Origin of the sequence: Dactylosporangium sp. NPDC000555 (assembly GCF_040300025.1) — a bacterium.
Lineage (GTDB): Bacteria > Actinomycetota > Actinomycetes > Mycobacteriales > Micromonosporaceae > Dactylosporangium.
Genome location: NZ_JBEPDB010000023.1, coordinates 68,534 through 87,991, shown reverse-complemented (window position 1 = coordinate 87,991; position 19,458 = coordinate 68,534). Strand labels below are relative to the sequence as shown.

The following is a 19,458-nucleotide window of genomic DNA, read 5'->3' as shown; positions in this document are numbered from 1 at the left end:
GGACGGATCGGTGCATTGGGAGCTCATCGGCCGCATCGGCCCAGGCGAGGCGCCGTTCGTGCTCGTCGGGGTGGTCCTGCGTTACGACCGCACCACCGTCGACCTGGGCGTGGACCTCTGGGTGCGGGAGGGCGCGTTCGAGGTCAGCGGCTACGGCTCCGTGGACGGCCGGCGGCTGCTGGTCGACCTGCCGGACGTGCTGACCGAGGACATCGACGTGGCCATCGCGGCGCTGCGGGAGTACACCCGGCGGCTCTGCGCCTGTCGCATTGTCCTGGCCGAACTGAACGACTTGGCCTGACCGGCCCCGACCGGGCCCACTCGGCGGGCGGCGCCGGGTGCGCCATCGGCGCGCGAGCGCAGCCGGACCACGAGCGCGACCGCGCCGAGCACCGTGGTCGCCGCGCCGCACGCCACGAGCGTGCTGCCCGGCCCGGCCGCCTGCACCATCGGCGCGCCGATCAGCGTGCCCAGCGGCGTGGAGAGCACCAGGACCGCGCCGCGGGCGGCGAGCACCGGCGGCAGCCGCTCGGCCGTCACCGCGCGCTGGAACAGCGACACGCTCGTGGCCGGGTACGGCGACCACGCGAGCCCGGCCAGCGCCAGCGTCAGCATGTCCGCCCAGCGCGGCAGGCCCAGCCCCAGCGGCGTGAGCAGCAGCCCGAACGCGATCACCGAGCCGATCGTGGCCGGCCACAGGGGTAGCCGGGGCAGGTTTCCGATGGCGATCGCGCCGATCACGGCGCCGACGCCGAAGGCGGTGTACAGCAGGCCGACCTCCTGCGCGGAGGACGCGAACAGCGGCACCGCCACCGGGATCGGACCGAAGAGCAGGAAGAACCAGAACGACAGCACGGTCAGGCCGAGCAGCGCCCGGTCGTGGCGGATCGTCGCGAGGCCGGCCGCGGGCCGTTCCCGGCGCGGCAGCGGCGCCCGCGTGCGGACCGCCGCGAAGCACGCCGCGAGCACCGCGAACGTCGCCGCGTCGACGGCGAGCACCGCCGGCGCCCCGAGCCAGGCGATGAGCAGCCCGGCGAGCACCGGTCCGGCCGCCGTCGAGGCCTCGGTGAGCAGCGTGAGCAGCGCGTTCGCGGGTAGGTGCAGCTCGGTCGGCAGCACCTGGGCCACCAGCGTGTACCGTCCGGCCGAGCCCCACGCGGCCAGCAGCGCGGAGCCGGCCAGCAGCGCCGCGTATCCGCCGATGTTGAGCGCCTCCAGGCCGGCCAGCAGCGGTACCGCGCCCAGGAATGCCGCGCGCAGCGCCGCGTCGAGCGCCACCAGGTGCGCACCGCCGCACCCGCGCAGCAGCGGCGCCAGCGCGATCGCGCCGACGGCCCCGGGCAGCGTGTACGCGGCGACGGCCAGCCCGACCCACAGTCCCCGCTGGTGCTGCGGCGCGTATTGCACCGCGAGCCACCCGATCGCGACCGCGCTCATCCCGTCGCCGAGCGCGGAGAGCGCGAGGCCCGGTAGCACCCGGCCGAAGACCCGGTCCCGCACCACAGACCAATAGGGGGACATCGATATATTCTGACCCATGTGCTGCAAGTGGTCGACAACTGCGTAACCCACGACACAGCGGGTACCGAATTCCCATGGTGAACTTCGGGTACACGATGATGTGTGAGCAGGCCGGCCCGACCGAGCTTGTCGACAACGCCGTGCGGGCCGAGGGGGCCGGGTTCGACTTCGCGGCGATCTCCGACCACTACAACCCCTGGCTGAGCGAGCAGGGGCACTCCCCGTTCGCCTGGTCGGTCCTCGGCGCGGCCGCCTACGCGACCCACGACATCGACCTGATGACGATGGTGACCTGCCCGACCCGGCGGTATCACCCGGCGGTGGTGGCCCAGCAGGCGGCGACGATCGGGGTCATGTCGCAGGGCCGCTTCACCCTGGGCCTGGGCGCAGGCGAGAACCTCAACGAGCACATCATCGGCGCCTGGCCGCACCGCAGCCAGCGCCACGAGATGCTCGCCGAGGCGCTGGAGATCATCGAACCGCTGCTGAACGGCGAGACCGTCCGCCACTCGGGCTCCTACTACGACGTGCCCGAGGCGCGCCTGTGGGACGTGCCGGAGGAGGGCGTGCCGGTCGTCGTCGCCGTCTCGGGCGACGATTCGCTGGGGATCGCCGACATGTCCGACGGCGTCGTGGCCGTGCAGCCCGACCCGTCACTCAAACGGCCCGACAAGCCCTTCTACGGGCAGGTGGCGCTCTGCTACGGCCGCGACGAGGCCGAGTGCCGCAAGCGGGCGCTGGCGGAGTTCCGCTGGTTCGGCCTGCAGTGGCCGGTGATGGCCGAGCTGCCCGACCCGCGAGCCTTCGACGCGGCCACGTCGTTCGTCACCGAGGACGACGTCGCGGCCGCGATCCCCTGCGGCCCGGACGTCGAAAAGCACGTGCAGGCCGTACGCCGCTTCGTCGACGCCGGCTGCACGCACGTGGCCCTGCTGCAGATCGGCGGCGAGCACCAGGCCGAGTTCCTGGAGTGGGCGCGGACGGAGCTTCTGGGCTGTTTCTAGCTTGGCTCTTGCTTCGCTCGAGCATCGGTGGGGGGTTCCCACCCCACACCCCCCATGCTCGCTTCGCTCGCACTTTTGGTTGCGCTTCGCGCCCCTGCGTCCTGGTTGCGGTTTCTTGGTTGCGCTTCGCGCCCCTGCGTCCTGGTTGCGGTTTCTTGGTTGCGCTTCGCGCCCCTGCGTCCTGGTTGCGGTTTTTTGGTGGCGCCTTCGGCGCAGGGGACGCCAGGTTGTCTTTCGCTTCGCTTCGCGCCCCTGCGTCCTGGTTGCGGCTTATTGCTTTTAGACGCCGCCGGGGCGGAGTCTTGGCAGGCGGGTGTCTACGTCTGGGACGGAGTAGCCCAGTGCGCGCAGGCGGGTGCTGACCTCCTCGATCGGCTTGCGGATCTTTTGCGCTGCGGCCAGCAGGTGGTTGAGCGGCACCGGCTGGGAGGCGTCGAGCCACGGGCGGGAGCCGTCCAGGTCGGTGCTGGCCAGGAGCAGGTCGTTGGGCTTCACCGCGTCGACCGCGATGGTGCTGAGGTCGACGTCGACGGTGTACCCCAGCGTCTCCAGCCGGGCCGCGATCTCGTGCACCGGCCGGCGCACCCGCCGGGCGGCCTGCAGCAGGTGCGGCAGCGGCACCTGCTCATCGAGGTCCAGCCAGGGCTGCGAGCCGTCCAGGTCACGGCTGGTGATGAGCAGGTCGTCGGGCTCCACCTGGTCTAGCGACGGGCCGGCGCCGTGCAGGCTGACCGCGTAGCCGAGGAAGGTCAGCCGCGCGGCGATGTCGTGCACGCTTCGCCGGGTCCGCTGGGCGGCCCGCAGGATGCGGATCGTCGGCACCGGCTTCATCGGGTCGAGCCACGGGTCCGACCCGTCCAGGTCCTCGCTGGTGATGGTGAGGTCGTCGGGCTCCAGATGGTCGATGAGGATGGCATCCGGGTCGATGTCGACCCGATAGCCGCACGCCGACAGCCGTGCCGCCACGTCTCGGACCTCGCGGCCGGTGGACTCGGCGGCCCGCAGCAGGTGGATCAGCGGCACCGGCCGCGCCGAGTCCAGCCAGGGCTGCGAACCGTCGAGGTCGCGGCTGGCCAGTTGCAGGTCCTCGGGTTCGAGCTTGACCACCTCGATCGCGTCGAGGTTTCCGCCGAGCCGGAAGCCGAACGAGCGCAGCCGGGCCACCACCTCGGCGACCGGCCGCGAGGTGCGCTCGGCCGCGCGCAGCACGTGCACCGGCGCCACCTCCTCGCTCAGGTCCAGCCACGGCGAGGTGCTGTCCAGGTCGCGCGAGATGATCGCCAGGTCGTCCGGCTCGGTGACCAGCGTCTCCCAGCCGCTGTCGAGCTGGTAGCCGAGCAGCGCCAGGCGGGCCGCGGTCTCGTCGGCGGGCAGCGCGACCTTGTGCGCGGCGCGCAGCAGGTGCAGCAGCGTCACCGGCTCGCGCGGGTCGAGCCACGGGTGGGAGCCGTCGAGGTCGCGGCTGGCGATGGTGAGGTCCTTCGGCCCGAACTGCTCCAGTGGCAGCACGTCGATGTCGACGTCCACATCGAAGCCGAGCTGCCGAAGCCGGGCCACCACCTGGTGCACGGTCCGCCCGGACTTGTGCGCCGCCCGGAGCAGGTGCACGAGGTGTATGGGCTGGTCGGGCTGCAGCCACGGCCGGGTGCCGTCCACGTCGCGGCTGGTGAAGACCAGGTCGTCGGGGTCCACGCCCACCGTCTCGGCGCCGACCGAGGGCGAGAAGCCCAGCGTCTCCAGCCGCGCCGCGACCTCGGGGGCCGAGCGGCCGGTCTTGCGGGCGGCGCGGACCAGGTGTACCAGCGGGACGATGTCGACCGTGTCGAGCCACGGCCCGGTGCCGTCGACGTCGACGCTGAGCAGCAGCGCGTCGGACGGGCGGGACCGTAGCGCCCGCTTCCAGTCGGGCCCCGGCTTGAGCACCTTGCGATACCGCCCGCCCGCGGCCAGCGCCGTGAGCCGCCACTCGACCAGCTCGTCCGGCCCGCCGACCGGCCCGTCGTTGGCCACGAAGCAGCCGGTGACCGCGGCGTCGACGGTCTCGCCGTCCATCTCCCACTTACCGTGCCCGTGCTCGATCGCCTGCTCGAAGATCAGGTCGGCGACCAGCGGGCGCACCGGGGCGAGCCGGCACAGCCAGTCGTAGCCGAGCAGGGTCGTGCCCGGCGCGGTGAGCGCGGGGACGGCTTCCCAGAGCAGGCGGTCGACGTCGTCCTCACGGTACGCCAGAATCTTGGTCCGATCGACGGACAGGCGCGGCGCCAGGTCGCGGTTGAGGTTGATCACCGCGCCGAAGATCTCCTTGCCGGCGTAGAGCCCGTCGGCCAGCAGCGCACCGTTGCCCGGGCACCACCACACCCGCGAGCCCTCGGCCGCCACGACGCCCGGGCCGACGCCCTCCTCGTCCTCGTCCTCGTCCTCGTCCTGGACGGCGCTCGCGGCGGCGGACAGCTCGCCGGGCGTCCAGTGCTGGCTCTGCACGCCGTCGGTCGCCTCTGTCGTGAACTCGGCGACCCACAGCAGCTTGCGCAGTTCCTCGACCGAGCTGACGGTGACGCCGTCGCGCAGGTGCAGCCGGACCGTCGTGCCCGTCTCGGTGCCCGGCCCGAGGTCCTGGATGCGGAACAGGCTGCCCGGGCCCGCTATCGACACCCGCAGCCGCTCGCCGGCCTGGCCGTCGCGGCCCATCCGGCAGGTCTCCACGGTGAGCTCGTCGGCGAGCATGAAGTAGCTGAGCACGCCGATGCCGAAGCGGCTGTTGGGGAACAACTGCACCGGCGGGTCCAGCCGGGCCCACTCGGCCTGCTCCTCAAGGAACTCCGGCAGGTCGGCCAGGCGCACGCCGGCCTGCGAGAACACCTCGCTCAGCTCGCGCACGCCCATGCCGACGCCGTTGTCGCCGCAGTCGAGGAACCCTCGGCCGTGCTCGTCGACGCCCTGCACGAACCGGATCTTCCCGTTCCACGTCGCCGGGGCCGGCAGCCGGCCGTCCTGCGCGCGGGTGAGGTACTCGGTGCGCGCCTCGCGGTAACGGCAGGCGTCCAGCGCGTTCTGGTACAGCTCGCGGATGGCGAGCGCGGGGTCGCCGTACAGCTGCTCGCCCATGAGCAGTTCGCGCACCCGGTCCTCGGCGAGCCGGAAGCGCACGCCGGCCGACTGGTACGCCGGGACGCCGTCGCGCATCAGCGGCCCGACGTCGTCGGTCGCGGCGCGGTTGGGCAGCTGCCGCAGCGGCAGCAGCGAGTCGTCCCGCGCGGCGGCGCGCTGCGCCTCGGCCAGCAGCTGGTTGAGCGTGTCGATGTGCGCACGCAGCGCGACCTCGATCGACGGATGCGCGCACGCGGCGCTGAGCACCAGCGTGGCCCCGCGCGGCTCCCAGTGCCCGTTGCGCACCGTGTCCAGCACCTGCCCGGCGGTGACCGGGTCGCCGATGCCCAGGTGCTCGCCGATGACCTCGGGCAGCACCGTGACCTCGATCGCCAGGCCCCGCGCGATGGCGAGCAGGAACGCGACCAGCCGCTCCCGCACCTCGCCGCGCTGCGACAGCAGCGACTCGGGCCGGTCGTGCCGGTTGAGGAACGCCGGGTCGGCCCGGATCGCGCGCAGCGTCTCGGCCGTGCGCACGTCCTCACGGCCGGTTGTATCCGCCCAGCCGGTCAGGGCCGCGATGGTGGCGGGCTGGTAGGCCTGCGGGCGCCGCCCGATCCAGCGGTGCAGCAGCCACCAGCCCAGCTCGGCGGCCGTCTCGCGGCGCCCGGCCCGGATCGCCGCCAGCGCACGCCGGTGCGGCTGGGCGTAGGTCTGGCTGAACCGCTCGAACGCGGCCCGGTCGCTCGTCGCGTCCTGCGAGGGCTCCAGGTCGCCCGGCTCGACCCCGCGCTCCTGCGCCGCCAGGCCCGCCCAGAGGGCGTCGTGCAGCAGCGGTACCACGACGAGCCGCAGCGCCTCCTCGCCGGTGAGCCTCTCATCCGGCGGGAGTAGGCCGACCAGGCGCGCCACCTGCCGCGACATGCGGGCGCCGAAGTCGTCGTCCTGCCACGGGTCGTCGCCCAGCGGGCCGGCCGAACGGCGGCGCGCCTCGGCGAGCGCTCCGGCCAGCGCGACGGCTCGAGCACGGTACGTCGTCGAGTCCTCGACGCGGCCCCACACCGTATGCTGCGCGGCGATCGTTTCCCAGCCTTCTGGCACCATGCGGGAGAACTTACCGGCCGACCGCAACGCGCTGCGCCCAATACCGCACCGCGGCGGTCCAGAATGTGACGCGCATCGGACTTATGGCCGGTCGCGCTCGTCGTCGGCGCGAGCTACGGTGCTCCGGGCGGTACTGGCCAGGTGGAGGGGGTTAGCCGCATGTCCGTCGCTGAAGACGGGAAAGACGCGGGCGAAGCGGGCGGTTTGCCGCACGACGCCTCCTCGCGCGTGCGCCATCGCGTGCCGCACACGGCGTCGGCGGCGGCACCGGTCCTCCCTGAGCCCTTCATCCCGGCGAAGCCGGCGATCCCCGCGATCCCGCACCAGCGCCGCCCCGACGGCCCGACGGCGGTCGCCACCGCGTCGATCCCGGAGGTGCGGGCCGACGACCTGGATGTGCCCGATTCGGCGACGGTCGCGAGCCTGCCCGGCGAGGTCCGCATGGACGCCTTCGCCGACGCGGCGGTGTCGCAGCCCCTCGAGTTCATCGTGTCGCTGCCCGGCGTGACGAACGACCCCGACCTCCTCCCGGCTTCCGCTGACATCGCTTCTCCCGCCGCCGTCTCCTCTGCTCCCGCCGCCATCGAAGCCGATCCTGAGACGCCCGAAGAGGTCGAGACGGTCGAGGGCGAGCTCATGCCCCTCCACACCGTGCCGGCGGACGACTCGCCGACGCTCGCCGACTACGCACCCCCGGCGTTCGCGATCGTCGCCGAGGAGGACCCCGAGGACGCCGACGACTACCTCGGCACCCGCCGGCGCGTCGCCCCGTGGCGCCGATACCCGGTCGGCGCGTTGGCGGTCGCCGTGCTGATCCTGCTCATCACCGGCGCCGTCGCCTTCCAGTGGATCAGCAGCGGCGACTCGGGCGGCTCGCACAACAACGGCCTGCCGCCGACGCTGCCAGGCGTGACCATGCCGGAGACCCCTGCGCCGGCCGCGGGCGGCGCCGACCCGTCGCCGAGCGCCTCCACCACGCCGACCCCGTCGCCGACGCCGTCGCGCTCCCGCACCGGTTCGCCGGCCGCCTCACGCAGCGCCTCCGCGCCCAGTTCGGTCCCGGCGTCGTCGAGCTCCGCCCCGCCGTCGGTCGTCCAGCCGATCCCGGGCCGGATGCTGGGCAAGCAGTCGCAGAAGTGCGTCGCGTACCGCTCTGGCCAGCGCAACGTGATCGTGCTGGAAAACTGCGACGCCCGCGCGGACAACCAGCGCTGGCGCGTCCAGGGCAACCCCGCCACGGGCGCATTCCTGGTCACGGACAACGGCCTGTGCATGGACGTGCAGAGCGCGGGCACCGGCAACGGCAACGCGGTGTGGGCCTACGGCTGCAACGGCACCCCGGCCCAGAAGTGGGTCCGCCACGCGAACAACACCTGGGAGAACCCGAACTCCCGCCGTTGCCTGGACGCCAACGCCGGCACGGGCGCGGGCACCCCGCTGGTCATCTGGGACTGTAGGGCCGCCGACAGCCAGATCTGGACCCTCGGCTGACCTCGCCCCGCGCGACACAAGGCGCTTAATTGGGCAAGCCGCCCAGCCGTCTTCCGTACGAAGCGCTTGCTCGCTAGTTTGTAAGGTATCGCAACGAACCACCCCGGCGGTCGGGTGGCGCCCTCGGCGGGGCGCTTCTGGCCGCGTTCCGCCGCACCATCGCACCCCCCGCTCCACCGAACCAGCTCAGCGGTATCGGCGACCGTTGCGCGAAGCCCCGCACAAGGAGCTCCGTGTTCAACGTACGAAGGCGCGCATCACGCGTGCCGATCATTGCTGCAATCCTGCCGCTCGTCGCCGGGGCCGCCGTCTCGCTGCCCTCCACGGCGAACGCGGCCCCCGTCCAGGCACCCCCGCCCGCACAGCAGGTCCCGCAGGCCAACGCCGCCGCGGGGCCGTTCGACGTCCTGGTGTTCTCCAAGACCGCCGGGTTCCGGCACGACTCGATCCCGGCCGGGATCGCCGCCATCAAGGCGCTCGGCGTCGCCAACAACTTCACCGTCGACACCACCGAGGACTCGGCGTTCTTCACCGACGCGAACCTCGCCAAGTACGAGGTCGTCGTCTGGCTGTCCACGACCGGGGACGTGCTCAACGCCGAACAGCAAGGGGCCTTCGAGCGCTACATCAAGCGCGGCGGCGGCTACGCGGGCGTGCACGCCGCGTCCGACACCGAGTACGACTGGCCCTGGTACGGCGAGCTCGTCGGCGCCTGGTTCAACAGCCACCCGTCGAACCAGCAGGCCACCATCAAGGTCGAGGACCCCGCGCACCCGTCCACGAAGGACCTTCCGGCGCGGTGGAGCCGGTACGACGAGTGGTACAACTACCGCACCAACCCGCGGGGCAAGGTGCACGTCCTGGCCAGCGTGGACGAGACCAGCTACACCCCGGGCACGGGCGCGATGGGCGCGGATCACCCGTTCGCGTGGTGCCGCGACTACGACGGCGGCCGCTCCTGGTACACCGGCGCCGGCCACACCCAGGAGTCGTACACCGACCCGCAGTTCCTGAGCCACCTGCTCGGCGGCATCCAGACCGCCGCCGGCGTGGTCAAGTCCGACTGCAGCGCCTCGCTGACCAGCAGCTTCGAGAAGGTCACGCTGGACAGCAACACCAACAACCCGATGGAGCTCGCCGTCGCCCCCGACGGGCGCGTGTTCTACATCGAGCGTGACGGGCGCGTGCAGATCGTCAAGCCGGACACACACAAGACGGTCACCGCCGTCACGATCCCGGTGTTCACCGGCAACGAGGACGGGATGCTGGGCATCACGCTCGACCCGAACTTCGCGCAGAACCACTGGGTGTACCTGTACTACAGCCCGGCGGCCGGCCCGCCGCGCAACATCCTGGGCCGCTTCACCGTCACCGGCGACACGATCGACCCCGCCAGCGAGAAGCAGGTGCTCGTGGTGACCACGCAGCGCAACACCTGCTGCCACGAGGGCGGCTCGATGACGTTCGACAGCCACGGCAATCTGTTCCTGGCCACCGGCGACAACAGCAACCCGTTCGAGTCGAGCGGCTACTCGCCGCTGGACGAGCGGGCGGGGCGCCAGGACTTCGACGCCCAGCGCACGTCGGCGAACACCAACGACCTGCGCGGCAAGCTCCTGCGGATCACGCCGCAGGCCGACGGGACGTACACGGTCCCGGCCGGCAACCTGTTCTCCGCGGGCACGGCCAAGACCCGGCCCGAGATCTACGCGATGGGCTTCCGCAACCCGTTCCGCATCGGTGTCGACCCGCTGACCGACATCGTGTACGTGGGTGACTACGGGCCCGACGCACCGCAGGCCGACCCCAACCGCGGGCCCGGCAACACCGTCGAGTGGAACATCGTCGCTCAGCCCGGCAACTACGGCTGGCCGTACTGCACCGGCGCGAACGTGCCGTACCGGGCCTACACGTTCCCGTCCGGCCCGGCGGGCCCCGCGTTCAACTGCGCCGCGCCCGTCAACAACTCGCCCAACAACACCGGCCTGACCAACCTGCCACCGGCCATCGCGGCGACCGTCGACTACAACTACGCCGGTAACGCGAAGTTCCCCGAGATCGGGGGCGGCGGCGCGCCGATGGGCGGCCCGGTGTACCGCTACGACGCGAACAACACCGCGGAAAACAAGTGGCCGGCGTACTACGACGGCAAGGCCATCTTCGGCGAGTGGAACCAGAACAAGCTGTACACGATGCAGGTCTCGGCCGACGGTAAGTCCCTTGTGGACATCAACCAGCTGCTGGCCGGCATGAAGGTCATCCGGCCCATGGACATGGAGTTCGGCCCGGACGGCGCGCTGTACATCATCGAGTGGGGCACCGGCTTCGGCGGCAACAACAGCGACTCCGGTGTGTACCGGATCGACTACGTGGCCGGCAACCGCGCCCCCATCGCGCAGGCGGCCGCCCAGCCGACGAGCGGCGTCGCGCCGCTGACCGTGCAGTTCTCCAGCCAGGGCTCGCGCGACCCGGACGGGCAGACGATCACGTATGCCTGGACGTTCGGCGACGGCGGCACCTCCACGGAGGCCAACCCGGCGCACACCTACACCAGCAACGGCAACTTCACCGCCCAGCTGACCGTCACCGACACCGGCGGGCGCACCGGGACCGCGAACGTGCCGATCACGGTGGGCAACACGGCGCCGACGGTGAAGATCACGCTGCCGCCGGACGGTGGCTTCTACGAGTGGGGCGACCAGGTCAAGTTCACCGTCGAGGTCAGCGACCCCGAGGACGGGCAGATCGACTGCTCGAAGGTCCAGGTGCAGTACCTGCTCGGGCACGACGAGCACGCCCACCCGCTCGAGCAGTACACCGGCTGCTCCGGCACCGTGCAGACCTCGCTGGCCAGCGGCCACGGCGCGGAGGCCAACGTCTTCGCCGTGATCGAGGCGTCCTATGTGGACCGTGGCGGGCCGGGCGGAGCGGCGCCGCTGACCGGGCGTTCGCTGATCAGGCTGCAGCCCAAGCGCATGCAGGCCGAGTACTTCACGGCGACCGGGCGGGTCCCCGGCGTCAACTCGGGCGGCACCCCCGGCGTGCAGCGGGAGACCACGGGCGACCCGCAGGGCGGCTTCCAGAACATCGGGTTCGTCGAGGAGGGCGACTGGTTCTCCTTCAAGCCGGTGAACCTCACCGGGATCGACAGCCTGCGGATCCGGGCCGCGAGCAACAACGCCAGCGGCGGCACGATCCAGATCCGGACCGGATCGCTCGACGGGCCGATCGTCGGCTCGGTCGCGGTGCCCGGCACCGGCGGGTGGCAGACGTACGTCAACCTGAACGTGCCCATCTCCGCGAGCACCACAACCGGTGAGCTGTTCTTCATCGCCACCGGCACGGGTGCGGGGTACAACATCAACTGGATCGACTTCCTCGGCCGCGGCGTGACCGACAACGCGCCGCCGGTCGTGACGGCGACCGCCAGCCCGGCGAGCGGCACGACGCCGTTCACGGTCTCCTTCACCGGCTCGGCGACCGACCCCGACGGCGACAACCCGCTCACCTACGCCTGGGACTTCGGCGACGGCGGCACCGCGGCGACGGCGAACGCCACGCACACGTACACCGCGCCGGGCAACTTCACGGCGACGCTCACGGTCACCGACGCGCGCGGCGCCAAGGGAACCGCGACGGTGGCGGTGCGGGCCGAAGCGCCCAACACCCAGTGCTTCGGCACCCGCTCGGACGACTTCCTCGGGTCCGAACTGGACCGTACGAGGTGGACGGTCGTGCGGGAGACGCAGGCGCTCTCGGTGAGCGGCGGCGCGCTGCGCCTGCCGACCGCCTCGGGTGACCTGTACGGCGGCACCAACGGCGCGACCAACCTCGTGCTGCAGCCCGCCCCGACCGGCGCCTGGCAGGCCACCGCGAAGGTGACCCTCCCGGCGGCGGTGAACTACCAGCAGGCCGGCCTGATCCTCTACGGCGACGACGACAACTACGCCAAGGTGGACCTGCTGTACTCCGGCTCGCGGAAGATCGAGTTCATCCGCGAGAGCGCCGGCACCCCGCGCAACGAGGCCGCCGACGCGATCAACGCGCAGCCGGGGGACACGTACTACGTCCGGCTCATCTCCGACGGCACGAACCTGACCGCGGCGTACTCCACCGACGGCACCACGTTCGTCCCGGTCGGGCGGGCCGCGGCGCTGGCCGGCATCACCAACCCGCGGGTCGGCCTGTTCGCGCTCAACGGCGGCACCACGGCGCCGGTCGTGGACGCGCTGTTCGACTGGTTCCAGATCTCGCCCGACACCCCACCGGCCAATGTGGACCCGAGCGACGAGTTCAATTCGTCCACACTGGACCACTGCCGGTGGAACGCGATCGTGCGGGAGGACCCGACCGGGTACCGCATGCTGAACGGCGCCCTGCAGATCGATGTCCCGAACGGCGACATCTATGGCACCGGTAACACCGGTCCGAAGAACTTCATCCTGCAAAAGGCTCCGAACGGCGACTTCACCATCGAGACCAAGGTGGACGGCTCGGCGTTCAACGAGCAGTACCAGCAGGGCGGCCTGATCGTGTACGTCGACGACGACAACTACGTCAAGATCGACTACGTCGCCGACAACCAGGCCGGCCAGGCGCTGGTGCGGCGGATCGAGTTGCGCAGCGAGATCGGCGCCGCGGTGCAGAATCCGCAGCCGAACGTGAACAACCTGACCTCGGGCGTGTGGTACTTCCGCATCGCCAAGGTGGGTAACGCCTACACCGGCAGCTACTCCGCGGACGGCACCACCTGGACGACGGTCGGCACGCTCACCAACGCGGCGGTCGGTACCAACGCCAAGGTGGGCGTCTACACCCTCGGCGCGGGCCAGACCGCGTCGAAGCCGGCCTCGTTCGACTACTTCCGCCTGACGACGGGGGCCGTGGACACGACACCGCCGGTGGCGACCGCGACCGTTCAGGGCACGCAGGCCGGTGGCTTCTACAACGGCCCGGTCACCGTCACGCTGGCGGCCACCGACGCCGGTTCGGGCGTCGACAAGGTGGAGTACCAGGTGGACTCGGCCACGACCTGGAGCACCTACACCGAGCCGATCCCGCTCAGCGGGGACGGCACGCACCAGGTCCGGTACCGCGCGTCGGACAAGGCGGGCAACACGTCCGAGGCGAAGGTCCAGGAGGTGAAGATCGACGCGACCGCGCCGGTCACCACCGCCACGTTCGCGCCGGCCACCGACGCGGGCTGGCACAAGGGCGCCACGCCGGTCGCGCTCGCCGCGACCGACTCGGGCTCCGGTGTCGCAGGAATCCAGTGGTCGCTCGACGGCGGCGCCTGGACGCCGTACACCGCGCCGGTCAACGTGACCGGCGATGGCCAGCACGAGCTGCTCTACAAGGCGACCGACGCGGCCGGCAACGTGGAGACGCTCAAGTCGGCCATCCTGAAGATCGACGGGACCGCGCCGACCGTCATCGTGGCCGGCCTCGCCGACGGGCAGCTGTACGGCGACAGCCAGGACGTCCGGGTCACGTGGCAGGCGATCGACGCCACGTCCGGGATGAAGTCGGTCGTCGGCTCGCTCGATGGCGGCGCCTACCAGACCGGCACCCTGCAGGCGATGTACCAGCTCAACCTCGGTATGCACCAGCTGAGCGTCACCGGCACCGACAACGCCGGGAACGCGACCACCACCACGGTCACGTTCTTCGTCACCACCTCGCTCCGGGACATGCAGAACCTGCTCGACCGGTTCAAGGCGACCAGCCGGCTGACGAACAAGGCGTACAACCAGCTCTCGGACTCTCTCGCCACGGTCCGCAAGTTCGAGGCGAAGGGCAACGACGCCAAGGCCCTCAAGGAGCTCGCGGCCTTCCGCGCGCTCATCACGCCGGCCCTGGTGCCCGAGGCCGAGATCCGCAGCGCACTGATCCGTGACGCCGACGCGATGACGATCCGGCTGGGCGGCACGCCGCCCGACCAGGCCGGCGTCAAGGCCAACAACGGCAAGTCGCTGCAGGGCACGGGACGGGTCGATGAGGACCCGAGCCGGTTGAAGAAGAACGGCAAACTGTGAGGGTTCTATCCCTCCTGATGGTGCTCGGCCTGCTCGCGCCGGTCTCCGGCGGCCTCCAACTGGAGGTCGCGGGGGACGGTGCGACAGGGGTGACCGTCCGCGCGTTCGGCGCGGACGGCCGCCCCACCGAGACGGTCGTCCGGCTCGTCCTCACCGCAACGGCTGAGGGCGGCCGGACGGTCGGGCCGATCCAGCTCAACCCGGCCGACGAGGGTCGCGGCTTCTACTCCTCCGGCCCGGTGCTCTCGCCGGGTCACTGGACGGTCGTGGTCACCGCGCCGGACTCCGTGCGGGCCGAGGCGGTGGTCGAGGCCCGGCCGGCGCAGAGCCCGCCGTCGCCGGCGGCGCGGGCCGCGCCGCCACCGCCGTCCGAGCCGTCGTCCCGCCTCTGGCTATGGGGGCTGGCGGCGCTCGCCGTCGCGGCCGGGTTCACCGCGGTCGCGGTGGTCCGGCTGCGCCGCTCCTGAAGGGCCGGCGTCACCACCGAGCTGAGGGCGACCACCGAGATGGTGGTCGCCCTCACCACGTTTTCGGGCCGCTACCGTCCAAGCACACGGCGCGGACGATGGCGATCCCCCGGCGGGCGTACACCGAAATTCCCGTCCGATCACGATGTGATGACAAGTCGTCGACATATTCCTCATGATCGCCACGGAGTGCGACCGCGACGCACCGCGCGACGCGCCGATGAGCGGGGCTTTCTTGCATGGTCGTGACTATTCGTGTACGCAGCTTCGGCTGATAGTCACCGTTCGATGGGATGACCGGCCTCGTTGACGACGACTACTCTGTAGCGACACGCACAGCCGGAGGTCGCGCCGTGGCCCTTCACACCCCCACCACGTTGGCACAATCACCCCGTGACATGCCGTGGACCCTCACCGGGGGCCGAGGCATCCTGGGTCTTGACCCGGTCACGGGCGCCATCGTCCTGTGGCTGGCGTTGATGGTGTTCATCGTCCTCTTCGTGCTCCTCGCGGGCTTCTTCACGCGCTGGAGTCTCTACCGGATCAACCGCAACGACCGCCGGGCCGCCATCGCGGCGGCCCAGGAGGGCCTGAGCCCGGCCGAGCGCGCCCGGCTGCGCACCGAGGCCGGCGAGCTCATCCGTCAGGCCGCCGCGACTGCCGCTGCGGCCAAGCGCGCGCAGGTCACCGTCGCGGAGGCGCAGGCTCGCAGCGCCGCCGCCCAGGCGGCCCGCGAGCACGCGTGGGCGAGGTTCGACGTGGCCCAGAAGGCCTACCAGGACGCGCTGCGCGCCGCGGGGCACGACTCCTCCGAGCTGCCCGCGAGCGCGCAGGACGAGGACGCCAAGCACGAGGTGTCCCGCGCCGCGCTCGACGCGTTCAAGCGCGGCGACATCACCGTCGACGCGCTGGAGCAGGTGTTCAAGGGCGTCGTCGGCGCCGACCCGCTGCAGGAGCTGGCCGCCCGCGAGGTCGAGCTGCGCCGCACCGTGGAGAGCCGGGCCCGCCGGCTTTACGAGGCGGCTGCCGACGCCGAGCGCGCCGCGGTCAAGGACGCGGACGTCGCGGTCGTGGCCGCCGCCGCCCTCGCCCAGGAGGCGGCCGAGGTCGCCGAGGAGGCCGCGGAGCTGCGCGACACCCTCGACGCGGCCCGCCGGGCCGGCATCACCGCGTCGATCACCACCGCGACCATCGCGCCGAAGCCGCGGGTGCCGCGCCAGCGCAGCCGCAACTCCCGCTCCGAGACCGCCGAGAAGCTGGCGCTCACAACCGAGATCGCCTGAGCGCGTCAGGCCGTCTCGGGCAGGGCCTCCGGGCCGGGCCGCGTGTTGTCGAAGGCTTCTTCCGGGGGCGCCTCGAAGTGCATCCCCGCCAGCGCCTCCTGCAGGCGCGGCAGGTCGGCCTCGGCGAGCTGGAACGACGCCCGGCAGATCTTGTCCACCCACAGCGACACCACGACCGTGCCGCGCTGCGGATGACACGTCACCCGCATGGTTCGGTCGCCGCCCCGCACGTCCTCGAACACGTCGCCCGTCTTGGGCAGCGCCAACAGCTCACCCATGGATCGATGGTGCGGCACTGAACGCCGGTTCAGCAAGGGCTCGGTGCCGCCTCATCCCACATCTCGCCCAGGGATTACCGATCGATCGAGATCACCATGCTCGGCGACGGGTGCTCCAGCACCACGCGGGCCGGGTGCGGCACGCCGGTCTCCGGATCGAGCTCGAGCAGCGCCACCGTCCCCGAGTGCTGGTTGGCCACGCACAGCCGCGCTCCGAGCATCGCGAAGTGACGGGGCCAGGTGCCTCCGGTGGAGACCTCGTCGATGGGCAGCAGCCCGTCGGCCTCGACCGAGAACGTGGTGATCGTGTCGTTGCCGCGGTTCGCGACGTACAGCCGCCGCCCGTCGGGGGAGAGCGCCAGCTCGCTCGGGAAGTTGTCGCCGACCGGCTGAACGAGGCACGAGGGCTTCACGTCGAGCAGCTCGAAGCCAGAGGTGTACGTCGAGACGGTCGACGCCAGCTCGTTGGCGACGAAGACCCGCCCGTCGGGGTGGAACACGAGATGCCGGGGCCCGCTGCCCAGCGGCTGCACCGTCGTGGTGCGCACGTGCTCGAGCCGGCCCTCGGGCGCCAGGCGGTAGTGCACGATCGCGTCCATGCCGAGGTCGACGACGTGCACCATGCTGCCGCGGACCGTGATCTGGTGGGCGTGTGGACCCTCCTGCCGGTCGGGCACCACGCTCGCGCCGGCGTGCTGGGCCAGGTCGGTGCGCCGGTCCAGGCCGCCGTCCGGGCGCAGCGCGAACGCCGCGACGCTGCCGGTGGCGTAGTTGGCCACGAGCAGGTGGTCGCCGGCGGCCACGACGTGGCACGGGGATCCGCCCCCGGTGGGTAGGGAGTTGATGAGCTCGCCGCCCGGGGTGAAGGCGGAGACCTCGCCGCCTTCGAGCTCGCCGACGGCGTACCGGATCCCGGTGGACCCCACGGCCAGGAAGCTGGGCGCGGGCGTCCGGACGGGCGGCGCGAGCGGCTTGAAGTCGTCGTCGTAGGTCGAGTATTGGTCCGCGTAGGAGCCGATGAGCACTGGCACCTGACAAAGCCTAGGCGCCGCGGTGTGGGTGTGTGGCGCCCACGCCGCCCGCTAGGGGTGGGGCCAGCCCCACCATGCAGCCCGGGGGCTGACAGGTTCGATCTTCGGCGGCCGGTTCGGGATGCTGAGTGGCATGACAGTTCTGGTCTCTGCGGAGAAGGCAACCGACTTCGCCGTCCTGTCCAAGCGGATCCGCGCGGCCGGGCTGCTCGACCGGCGCCCCGCGTACTACGCGATCCGGCTCACCCTCGTGACCGCCCTCTACATCGGCGGCTGGGTGGGCGTGGCCGCGACCCACAGCCTGTGGTTCGCTGTCGTCCTCGCCGTCGCGTACGCGCAGGTCGCCCTGGTCGCCCACGACCTCGCCCACAAACAGGTCTTCCAGGGCCGTCGCTGGTCGGAGGCGCTGGGCATCCTGGCGGGCAACGCCGGCATCGGCATGAGCTACGGCTGGTGGATGAACAAGCACACGCGCCACCACGCCAATCCCAACCACGAGGACCACGACCCCGACGTCGCGCCCGACATCCTGGTCTGGTCCACGCGGCAGGCCGAGCGGGCGCGGGGCCCGGCCCGGCTGATCGGCGGCCACCAGGCGCTGCTGTTCTTCCCGCTGCTACTGCTCGAGGGCTTCAACCTCCACGTGCAGAGCGCCCGCGCCCTCGGCACGGTGAAGCGTCGCCGGCTCGAGTCGGCGCTGTTGTACGGCCACTTCGCCGCCTACGTGGCCGCCGCGTTCCTGCTGTTCTCGCCGGGCCTGGCGATCGCCTTCATCGCGGTACACCAGGGGCTGTTCGGCTTGTATCTCGGCCTCACGTTCGCCCCCAACCACAAGGGCATGCCGGTGCTCACGGCCGCCGACGAGCTCGACTTCCTGCGCAAGCAGGTGCTCACGTCGCGCAACGTCCGCGGCGGCGTCTGGCTCGACGTCGTGCTCGGCGGCCTGAACTACCAGATCGAGCACCACCTGTTCCCGAACATGCCCACGCCCAACCTGCGCCGTGCCCAGCCGATCGTCGAGCGGTTCTGCGCCGAGGTCGGGGTGCTGTACCACTCGGCCACGTTCGTCGACTCCTACGCCCAGGCGCTGCGCCACCTCCACGAGGCCGGAGCGCCGTTGCGGCGGTAGCTTTCCGTGGGGCGGATCCGGAAATATCCGGCCGCTGACGGCTGGATATTTCCGGAGAACTCGGCGGGCCGCGGTCAGCCGACGATGCCGCTGAACAGCGGGAGCACACCGCCGGCCAGGCCGCCCACCGCGGGCAGGCCCGTCACCAGGGGCAGGGCCTCCTCCTGGGCGTGACGGGGGCTGTACGCCGTCGAGTGCTTCGGCGCGTACGCCTTCTCGGTGAGCAACGGCAGCTGGCTCGCGGCCTGTGGCAGGGCGCCCGTCGTGGGCACCAGGCGATTCGCCACGGCCGTGGTGCTCACGCCCGGGGTCGGGCCAATGCCGCCGATGACCGGGATGCCAGTCACCGAGTCGTTCTTGAGCACGTCGCTGCCGCCCAACGGCAGGTCGCCCACCAGCGGCAGGCCGTTGGCCTCCGTGGCGGGGGCGCCGAGCGGGATGGCGTAGTCGTCGACCGGGTTCAGCGTGCCGTGCACCGGCAGGCCGTTGCCGAGCAGGGGCAGGCCGCCGATGAGCGGGAGGGACTCCGCCGCCGCCCGGGCGGGACGCGGGGACGGCTTCGGCGCCGCCGGGAACGCGGTGGAGGTGTCGGCGATCGACATTCCGCTCAGGCTGTCGGTCGGCACCAGGCCCGACAGCGGCAGCCCGTCGAGCACGCCCGGCATCTGGCGGCCGATGAGCCGGTCGGTGCTCAGCGCCGTCGACGTCGCGTGCTGGCCGTTCTCCGCGGTCAAGGCGGCGCTCGTGTCGATGCGATCGCTGTGCGCCTGCAGTTGCAGCGACTGGTTGTTCGGGCCGCCGGCGGGCGAGAAGAGATCGTCCAGCTGGCCGGGTGCCAATGCGGTGTCATCGGCGTGTGCTGCGCCGGCGCCGAGCAGCAGCATGCCGCCGGCGATGCCGACGGTGCCTACCGTCCGGCGAAACCACGTGTTCATCCTCGAAAACCCATCTGGTCGACAATGCGATTCGCCGGGTCCAACGAGGCCGGGCGGGCATCGGCAACTGGTGATCTTCGTTAGGATCGCCCG

The 19,458-nt window shown here is 71.7% G+C and carries 11 protein-coding genes; 6 read left to right on the top strand and 5 right to left on the bottom strand.

Annotated elements, in window-relative coordinates; genetic code table 11:
* Positions 1 to 150 precede the first annotated feature (150 nt).
* Positions 151 to 1,521, bottom strand: coding sequence for an MFS transporter (locus ABT297_RS16945; protein ID WP_350549923.1), 1,371 nt, complete (start codon positions 1,519 to 1,521; stop codon positions 151 to 153).
* Between the two features lie 74 nt (positions 1,522 to 1,595).
* On the opposite strand from ABT297_RS16945, the gene ABT297_RS16940 reads away from it, so the two are divergent.
* Complete coding sequence (locus tag ABT297_RS16940) at positions 1,596 to 2,525, top strand: TIGR03557 family F420-dependent LLM class oxidoreductase (RefSeq protein WP_350549922.1); 930 nt, start codon at positions 1,596 to 1,598, stop codon at positions 2,523 to 2,525.
* Positions 2,526 to 2,804: 279 nt separating this feature from the next.
* On the opposite strand, the gene ABT297_RS16935 is transcribed toward ABT297_RS16940, so the two are convergent.
* Complete coding sequence (locus ABT297_RS16935; protein WP_350549919.1) at positions 2,805 to 6,716, bottom strand: wHTH domain-containing protein; 3,912 nt, start codon at positions 6,714 to 6,716, stop codon at positions 2,805 to 2,807.
* A 159-nt stretch (positions 6,717 to 6,875) separates the two neighbouring features.
* On the opposite strand from ABT297_RS16935, the gene ABT297_RS16930 reads away from it, so the two are divergent.
* From ABT297_RS16930 to ABT297_RS16915, 4 genes are all read left to right on the top strand, one after another.
* Entirely contained in the window at positions 6,876 to 8,207 is a 1,332-nt protein-coding gene (locus tag ABT297_RS16930) for an RICIN domain-containing protein (RefSeq protein WP_350549917.1), read from the top strand.
* Between the two features lie 263 nt (positions 8,208 to 8,470).
* Positions 8,471 to 14,242, top strand: a complete 5,772-nt coding sequence (locus ABT297_RS16925) for a ThuA domain-containing protein (protein WP_350549914.1) — start codon at positions 8,471 to 8,473, stop codon at positions 14,240 to 14,242.
* Positions 14,239 to 14,709 (top strand): hypothetical protein, encoded by a 471-nt coding sequence (locus tag ABT297_RS16920; RefSeq protein ID WP_350549911.1) that lies wholly within the window; start codon positions 14,239 to 14,241, stop codon positions 14,707 to 14,709. The genes ABT297_RS16925 and ABT297_RS16920 overlap by 4 nt, the downstream gene beginning before the upstream one ends.
* Positions 14,710 to 15,107: 398 nt before the next feature.
* Positions 15,108 to 15,992, top strand: a complete 885-nt coding sequence (locus ABT297_RS16915) for a hypothetical protein (RefSeq protein WP_350549908.1) — start codon at positions 15,108 to 15,110, stop codon at positions 15,990 to 15,992.
* Positions 15,993 to 15,997: 5 nt separating this feature from the next.
* On the opposite strand, the gene ABT297_RS16910 is transcribed toward ABT297_RS16915, so the two are convergent.
* Both ABT297_RS16910 and ABT297_RS16905 read right to left on the bottom strand, forming a co-directional pair.
* Positions 15,998 to 16,270 (bottom strand): hypothetical protein, encoded by a 273-nt coding sequence (locus ABT297_RS16910; protein WP_350549905.1) that lies wholly within the window; start codon positions 16,268 to 16,270, stop codon positions 15,998 to 16,000.
* A gap of 74 nt (positions 16,271 to 16,344) precedes the next feature.
* On the bottom strand, positions 16,345 to 17,301 hold the full coding sequence (locus ABT297_RS16905; RefSeq protein ID WP_350549903.1) for a lactonase family protein: 957 nt from the start codon (positions 17,299 to 17,301) through the stop codon (positions 16,345 to 16,347).
* 133 nt (positions 17,302 to 17,434) lie between these two features.
* On the opposite strand from ABT297_RS16905, the gene ABT297_RS16900 reads away from it, so the two are divergent.
* The gene (locus tag ABT297_RS16900; RefSeq protein WP_350549900.1) at positions 17,435 to 18,430 is read left to right on the top strand and encodes a fatty acid desaturase family protein; all 996 of its coding nucleotides are present in this window, start codon (positions 17,435 to 17,437) and stop codon (positions 18,428 to 18,430) included.
* A gap of 74 nt (positions 18,431 to 18,504) precedes the next feature.
* Here ABT297_RS16900 and ABT297_RS16895 read toward each other — a convergent pair whose 3' ends face one another.
* A complete protein-coding gene (locus ABT297_RS16895) occupies positions 18,505 to 19,365 on the bottom strand; it encodes a hypothetical protein (RefSeq protein WP_350549898.1) in 861 nt (286 codons plus the stop codon).
* Between the last annotated feature and the right edge of the window lie 93 nt (positions 19,366 to 19,458).

Bases quoted from the DNA above. Each gene is read 5' to 3' on its own strand.
- ABT297_RS16945 (WP_350549923.1), bottom strand. From the start codon at position 1,521: ATGTCCCCCTATTGGTCTGTGGTGCGGGACCGGGTCTTCGGCCGGGTG.
- ABT297_RS16940 (WP_350549922.1), top strand. From the start codon at position 1,596: ATGGTGAACTTCGGGTACACGATGATGTGTGAGCAGGCCGGCCCGACC.
- ABT297_RS16935 (WP_350549919.1), bottom strand. From the start codon at position 6,716: ATGGTGCCAGAAGGCTGGGAAACGATCGCCGCGCAGCATACGGTGTGG.
- ABT297_RS16930 (WP_350549917.1), top strand. From the start codon at position 6,876: ATGTCCGTCGCTGAAGACGGGAAAGACGCGGGCGAAGCGGGCGGTTTG.
- ABT297_RS16915 (WP_350549908.1), top strand. From the start codon at position 15,108: ATGCCGTGGACCCTCACCGGGGGCCGAGGCATCCTGGGTCTTGACCCG.
- ABT297_RS16910 (WP_350549905.1), bottom strand. From the start codon at position 16,270: ATGGGTGAGCTGTTGGCGCTGCCCAAGACGGGCGACGTGTTCGAGGAC.
- ABT297_RS16900 (WP_350549900.1), top strand. From the start codon at position 17,435: ATGACAGTTCTGGTCTCTGCGGAGAAGGCAACCGACTTCGCCGTCCTG.
- ABT297_RS16895 (WP_350549898.1), bottom strand. From the start codon at position 19,365: ATGAACACGTGGTTTCGCCGGACGGTAGGCACCGTCGGCATCGCCGGC.